Source organism: Pseudarthrobacter sp. NamE2, from assembly GCF_005796205.1.
Lineage (GTDB): Bacteria > Actinomycetota > Actinomycetes > Actinomycetales > Micrococcaceae > Arthrobacter.
Genome location: NZ_VAHN01000060.1, coordinates 1 through 259 on the forward strand (window position 1 = coordinate 1; position 259 = coordinate 259).

General features: G+C 64.5%; 1 pseudogene. It reads left to right on the forward strand.

Annotated features, from left to right (window positions below):
* Nucleotides 1-17 precede the first annotated feature (17 nt).
* Nucleotides 18-259 (forward strand): annotated as a pseudogene (locus tag FDW83_RS19015) (HNH endonuclease); the annotation flags it as partial.

Here is a 259-nt window from a genome sequence, read left to right on the forward strand (position 1 = left end):
TCCCGCCTGACGCGCCCTTGCACGAACGGACTTACACGGAGATGTCCACGGTGGAGGAGATCGCCGGAGTCCTGACGATCAGTTCCGGGGCCGCAAGTGCGTTTGTGGTCCAGTCCCGGCAGGTCTGTGCCCTGCCGCCGGTCATGGACGCCCTGGCAAAAGGAACCCTCACCTGGCAGCAGGCGAAGATCTTCGCCGACGAAACCGAGGCTCTGGACCACACCGCCGCCTTGGCTTTGGTGGAGCACTTCCTCGACCT